The 6,231-nt window shown below is 44.1% G+C and carries 6 protein-coding genes and 2 pseudogenes; 5 read left to right on the forward strand and 3 right to left on the reverse strand.

What is annotated here, in order from left to right; all coding sequences use genetic code 11:
* Positions 1-944: 944 nt before the first annotated feature.
* The gene (locus GTPT_RS14145; protein ID WP_244875092.1) at positions 945-1,367 is read left to right on the forward strand and encodes a hypothetical protein; all 423 of its coding nucleotides are present in this window, start codon (positions 945-947) and stop codon (positions 1,365-1,367) included.
* Positions 1,368-1,388: 21 nt separating this feature from the next.
* Complete coding sequence (locus tag GTPT_RS14150; protein ID WP_029991601.1) at positions 1,389-1,955, forward strand: hypothetical protein; 567 nt, start codon at positions 1,389-1,391, stop codon at positions 1,953-1,955.
* A gap of 411 nt (positions 1,956-2,366) precedes the next feature.
* Here GTPT_RS14150 and GTPT_RS14155 read toward each other — a convergent pair whose 3' ends face one another.
* Entirely contained in the window at positions 2,367-3,242 is an 876-nt protein-coding gene (locus GTPT_RS14155; protein ID WP_071780154.1) for a glycosyltransferase family 32 protein, read from the reverse strand.
* Positions 3,243-3,364: 122 nt separating this feature from the next.
* Between GTPT_RS14155 and GTPT_RS17875 the strand changes: the two are divergent.
* From GTPT_RS17875 to GTPT_RS14170, 3 genes and pseudogenes are all read left to right on the forward strand, one after another.
* Positions 3,365-3,627: pseudogene (locus GTPT_RS17875) on the forward strand (recombinase family protein); the annotation flags it as partial.
* A 200-nt stretch (positions 3,628-3,827) separates the two neighbouring features.
* On the forward strand, positions 3,828-4,631 hold the full coding sequence (locus GTPT_RS17150; protein ID WP_029991596.1) for a DUF3289 family protein: 804 nt from the start codon (positions 3,828-3,830) through the stop codon (positions 4,629-4,631).
* On the forward strand, positions 4,624-5,070 hold the full coding sequence (locus GTPT_RS14170; RefSeq protein WP_029991594.1) for a DUF943 family protein: 447 nt from the start codon (positions 4,624-4,626) through the stop codon (positions 5,068-5,070). The genes GTPT_RS17150 and GTPT_RS14170 overlap by 8 nt, the downstream gene beginning before the upstream one ends.
* Positions 5,071-5,137: 67 nt before the next feature.
* Here the strand turns inward: GTPT_RS14170 and GTPT_RS17155 are convergent.
* Both GTPT_RS17155 and GTPT_RS14175 read right to left on the reverse strand, forming a co-directional pair.
* A pseudogene (locus GTPT_RS17155) lies at positions 5,138-5,521 on the reverse strand (DDE-type integrase/transposase/recombinase); the annotation flags it as partial.
* Between the two features lie 34 nt (positions 5,522-5,555).
* Positions 5,556-6,231 (reverse strand): DDE-type integrase/transposase/recombinase (locus tag GTPT_RS14175; protein WP_038011667.1); only part of this gene is annotated, 676 nt, incomplete at its 5' end.

Genomic DNA, 6,231 nt, shown 5'->3' on the forward strand with positions numbered 1-6,231 from the left:
CACCGTTGGTCGGGCGACATCGCACCGCTGAGCGAATGAATGTGGCCAGGACGAGCCGCAGGGACGCGGCGAGAGGTCATGCTGAGCAGGAGCGAATCATGACCGGTCCGTAAAGGACACATGAATGAGTGAAGGTACCGCGCAGCGGCGGGCAGGCTTGTCGCAAGGCAGGGAGTGCAGAGGGCGCGGCCTGGCGCCCTTTGCCCGGTCGCCCGCAGCGGATTACAGGCAGCATGCCTTACCGCAAAGCGAACGGAATATTCACCGTGCTGACACAAACAAATTCTTCGGTTCCCGTGTATCCGCTCTGAGCCGGTTCCGCCCGTCATACGTGCAGTAGTTTCAGTTGCCGCATGGCGGCGGCCGGGTTAAGGCCCGAAGGCGCGGGCCTTAACAATCCTCGCCTGGCGCAGGTCCTCGCTGTCCCCTCACTTATCGCTCCGGCCTGACGGCCCGCACAGATATAACGTGATTCCGGGTCTGAGGGACGACAATCCGGATCAAATGTCAAAAACAGTCCGCATTAAGCTTGGACGGCTCAGGGAAACGGTCGGTTCTAATACGCTGATACCTCCTGATTTTTGTATGGATATGCCTTAATACTGCTTTAACGTCCATAAGACAAACGTTGTATTCCTCCTGCCCGGTTTATGTATCAATGGATGATGACGAAACAGGGGTATTATGGAGTTTGAGTATCAGGAATATTGGAATATGCCGGAGACATATTAATGAATTTAACGGATCCAGACCAAACACTGCGACCGGTACGAACTCCGGGAAAAAAATTAAGACATTGAAAGTAATAACAAAAATACATTAATAATTTTGTGTTTACATGAACAGCACATTCACATAGATTCATAAAGACAGGCCCTGGCGTTGCAGAGGATAACTGTTCCGGGAATGGCGCAGTGTTTGTTGATTTTATCAGGGAGGATAAAATGGCAACAAAATCGTTCAGGTTCACGACACCTGGCTATCTCGCCCTGGAAGGGGTCGGTGCTTTACATGCATCTTATACATTGCTTCTGAATATCACTGAAAACGATAGTAAAGAAGGGAAATTTCTATTTTTATCCGCATCGATGTTATGTAATGCAGCCAGGGCTTATGGTTCAGGTATGATTAAACCCTGGTGTACCGTCGAAAGTAATATCGATAATAAAAAATACATTTTGGATGCCAGAGAGAGGTGTTTTGCTCTCACTCAGGATGAAATTCTTATCGGGGGATCCCGCTTTACTTTAAAAACAAGTAAAAACATCCAGCCAGTTTTAAAAATAGAAAACGGATACGTTTTAAATACAGGGTATACGGGCTCACTGCCCCCGCCCCTAATAAAGCAACACACTATATCTCACTGAATAAATTCAGGCATTTTTAATATGAAAAAAATATTATTCCTCCTCCGGACAGTGACACTTTTTTTCTTTCTGTCAGGCCATGCAAATTCTTATCAGGAACCTGTTTCCATTAAAGAAAACCCTGTAAACGAGGTGGCGTTTTTAGTTGAAAGGTTAGCGGTGTCGGCCCCCGGCCAGCGTAATGAAATCCTTTCAAAAATTAACTCAATCCGAAAAAGTAACCCTGAAAACACCGCAATCCTGTTAATGTACACAAATAGTCTGATAGGAGAAAATTACTATAAAGAAGGCATTGAATTTCTTAGAGAACTCTATAGTAAAAAACCTGTCCGAACCTATTTACTGACAGAATGTATGTTAAGACAAAGAACAGGAGACAAGGAAAGGGATTGCTACCAGGAGGTTGTACGACTTTCTGAACAACAGAATTTGATTGATTCAGATTATGTCACAGCACTCTTCTTCACCGACACAAAAAAATTCAGCACAGTGAAACAACAGCTGATCAAAGAAAACACCTTCAAAGAGAGTGATTTTTTAATATTCACGCTGGGTGAAGAAAAAATGCTGCATGAATTTTTCCCATAAATACTTACCGGGGCATCGCGCCGGTCTTATCATTCGTCCGGTTTTATGCCGATATGGTTCGGTCACGCACTATCTTTCCGTCCCTGAATCATTCCCCTCGCAATCCATTATCCCGGACTCACAATAATTGCAACTAACATGGTTGTGTCAGCACCCTGATGTTGAGCGACTTTCCTGGTTTTGACCACCATCAACTCAGCCCCTTAAAATTACAGACTGGATATTCCGACACCGGCTCCCTTAATGTGAGTCTGTGGTGTTCCCCTCCGGGCTTCAACGCTCATTAAGCGGAATGAATGATGTCAGGCAACGATGGAATTTGCCCGCATTTTGCGGGCACGAACTATAATTTTTATGGACCATACCAGTTTTCCTTGTATACCAGCCAGAGGGGGGTGGCGGGAATACAGGTTAAATTGTACTGTTAAATTTTCTGGCCGGGACTACCCACTCACCTTTACCGTTCATCCCCCGCTTCCAGGTTCCCGGGAAATCGTCTTCCCGTTGTCCAAATCGAGCGGGTTCATTTAGTATTTTTGTTGTCTGGAACCGTTGACTTAATCCACTGGATTGAAGGTATGCATCCATTAACCCCGGCCCCGTAAGATATATGGTTATTTGATGGCGAAGAGAAGGTACCGCTCTCTTTCCTACCCACATGATTTCCCTCAATGGAATATCCTTCAAATCTTTTAATGCTTTCATTAATAAATCTTTACCTGCAGTACGGCCAAACCCCATCTCATAGAGATGATTTTTCGCATAAGGAGTCACTGCATAATTAATCATTTTTTTCAGAGTGTTGGTGCGGGGCTGGCTGACAATTACTGCATTGGATAAGCGTGTCTGATTACTCAACACCTCCTGATGTATTAATATGTCAGACGTTCCCGTGCTGCTTACTCGTTCAGGAGATATCAAACCAAGACTACCTGATACCATAACATCCACATCCATATAAATACCGCCAAACTTCTCTAAAACAACCAGGCGTAAAATATCAGAGGCAGCTGCGTAATTATGATAAGGACTATCAGACATTTCTCTTTCAACAGCAGATCTAATATATCCTGTCATTTCGGGCAAATCACGACAGTTTATAAGATTCATAAATTGTGAGCTATATCCAGAATTTATTATGTTATTGACCATTCTGTGTGGATTGGTCGTCCAAAGATAGACCGTGTAATGTGGGTTGTTTGCTTTAAAATGTATAATGTTACTTATTGCATATTGTGGCAGGGGCTTATTTCCAATCCAAATGTAATGTGCATTTTTTGGGTACATGTATTCACCGCAGAGCTAAAATATGGATGGCTTTTATATAGCATCATGCTCTTTTTGTATACACCTGTGTTTTTATTAGGCAGACCCAAAACAGTCAATCCGATAAGACAGTCCTCATTATTATGGTACTTTACGGCTATGCCCGCGTTTCAACCATTGACCGGAGCCTGACCCTGCAGATACAAATTCTTCGCGCTGCCGGAGGTGAAATCATTCGCGCAGAAAAAGCCCGCGGAAGCAGCCGATCCGGAATAAGCGAGTTGAGCTGTTGTCGAACCGGTAATACGCTGAGGGTGGCTCGCGTGGCACGCAGCATTAAGCACCTGCAGAATACTGTATATGCCCGAATCAGCAGGGCATAACGAACAGGGCAACGGAACCGCCTGATTTTTTTCCAATTTGTGACCTGCCCCCGGATATGCTCCCTTAACAGAGGGACCACTCCCATGACTGTGGTTAATCACTGAGTGCTTATGTGAGCCTGAATGACTCTTAGTATAGAAAATGTTAAGAAAATTATTAGTCTGCCTGACAAACAGGAAATGTATAATACGTAATCATTTGACTGAAAAGGATTGATTTTGAATGAAAGGAATCGATAAAAAACTAATCATCTTCACCACAAAAAAAAGATTCAATGACAGAAATGCCGATGACATGCAAAGCGGAGATATGGATATTGATACACTGAAAAAGCATTATCATCTTGGACAAGTGTCAACTTTCATCGACTGGACTACTTTTGGTCCCTTCTATCAGCATCACTCGACTAACTCCCTCCGGCCAGCGAGTCGAGAAAGAGCCATAGCGATGTTATACGATGAACTGAGATCTCAGTCCTATGTCTTTTCTTTCCGGGGACCATACCAGGGCTTGATCATAGACCTTTTCAATCATATGCAGCGCAGTAATGGAAAAGATTATCAGCATCCGACGATGAACAATGCCTACAGAAATCTCATTTTGAGTGACAGCTCTGTCGATAGCACATTATCCGTAATTAAAAATACTATTGAGCAATTTGATTTCGATAGGTCGCTATTGACGAAGGAAAGTTTTTCAAGTGTGTTATCTAAAAGTCATCTATCTAAATACACAAGATGGAAAGATTTCGTCAATGGAATGGGTATTACCGTCCATGATATAAACAGCACAGAAATATCTATAGAAAGCCTGACCTTCCAAGGCAATAAATACACTGCAGTTATCAAATACAGAGCACAAGACCATTTTGGCTTAGACAAAGAAGATATCTTAAAAGTTAAATTTAACTCTATTGCTTTCTTTAGAATATGGTTCGTTCTACAGAGAGCTAAACATTTTTCTCAAAAGCCATTTTTCACAAATTTCGAGGCCACTATCACATTAACAGGGGAAAACAATGTTTAACTATAAAAGGATTGGTTCAATTTTAGTTTTTTTAATAATAGCATACTGCATTTTGATTGCTGTAAGACCAGCCAAAATAGTCAGGGTTGATAATAGTACGGTTTTTGTAGAGCATTTACCAATGACGAATAAAGGAAAACTAAGTTGGTGGTTGAAAAGCAAAGAATTACTTCAGAATAAATATCATATTATCAACCCCCCGGATAACTTCACAGTTATTATCATGAATTTCGATGATTATGAGAAATTACCCAAAGGAGTCAGAGACGGTTCAATTGATGACTATACCTGCTTTGATGATAATAATGGCGAGCAAAAGAAATGTGTTTATAACAGTATAGCAATTGTTGTGAGAGGAAGCGTCGATGGAAAAGTATTTATCAATATAGGTGATAAAACGTATATCCAGAGTTCTGATGGCAGAGTAGCACTAAAATAAAAAATGATATTCTTCCACCAAGCCCCATCACCCTTAAAATAGTCTGAACTGAATCGCCACGGATAATTCAGACACTTCCGGGCCGTTGATCATACAGGTTTCCATATTCAGTCGGTGACATCTGCTCGCTCGAACCATGACTACGCTTACTGTTATAAAAAATTTCGATGTCATCAAAGAATATCGTTACGGGCTTCTTCACGCGTTCCGTAGATCTTTTTCTTTATCCCTTCACGTTTCAGTAGCTGGAAAACGCTCTCTGCAACCGCGTTATCATGATAGTTACCGCGACGGCTTATGCTAACTTCCGGACCATGTGACTTCAGGAATGACTGCCACTCATGACTTGTGTATTGGCTGCCCTGGTCTGAGTGAACAGCACCTGTCTTTGGGGATTGCGCCGCTATACAGCCATCAGCAGTGCGCTCAGAACAATGTCCTTTATCATCCGGTAAGTGTCAAGGTAGTTGTCACCCCCGGTTAATTTAAGCCGCCTGTTTTTCCCGATCCGGATTTAACGTTACCGGACCTTCCGGCTGCCAGTTTCTCGTTCTGCCAGACCACCTTTCAGGATGGGCCTGTCTCGCGCTCCGGTACAGTTTATCCCGTTGTTTCAGCAAAGCTCTGTCTTCTCCGCGATGCCGCTCTGACGGAGTCACATAGCGTATTCCGCTGTGACGGTGCGTTTCGTTATACCACCGGGTAAATTTATCCACCCACTGGCGGGCATCCGACAGCGTTCTGAACCCCGATGACGGCCACTGCGGCACATACTTCAGCGTCCGGAACAGTGACTCTGCATACGCATTATCGTTACTGGCCCGCGGACGGCTGTGAGACGGCGTGATATTCAGTTCCTGCAGTTTCATCTGCAGCATCTGTGATTTCATGGCTGCGCCGTTATCTGCGTGCAGGACCAGCGGATGCCGCCAGCAGCCTTCACGCATGACACTGCGTTGCATTAAGGCAGCAGCCTGTTCACCGCTTTCTGTCTCATGCACTTCATAACCGGTGATTTCCCGGCTGTACAGGTCAGTTATCATATACAGGTAATACCTGCGTCCACGTACCACCGACGGTAACCAGGTGATGTCCCATGACCAGACCTGACAGGGTCCGGTGGCCGTATAGGTTGTCGGGACAGTGACCTTCTGTTGCCGT

Source organism: Tatumella ptyseos ATCC 33301 (assembly GCF_000735525.1).
GTDB lineage: Bacteria > Pseudomonadota > Gammaproteobacteria > Enterobacterales > Enterobacteriaceae > Tatumella > Tatumella ptyseos.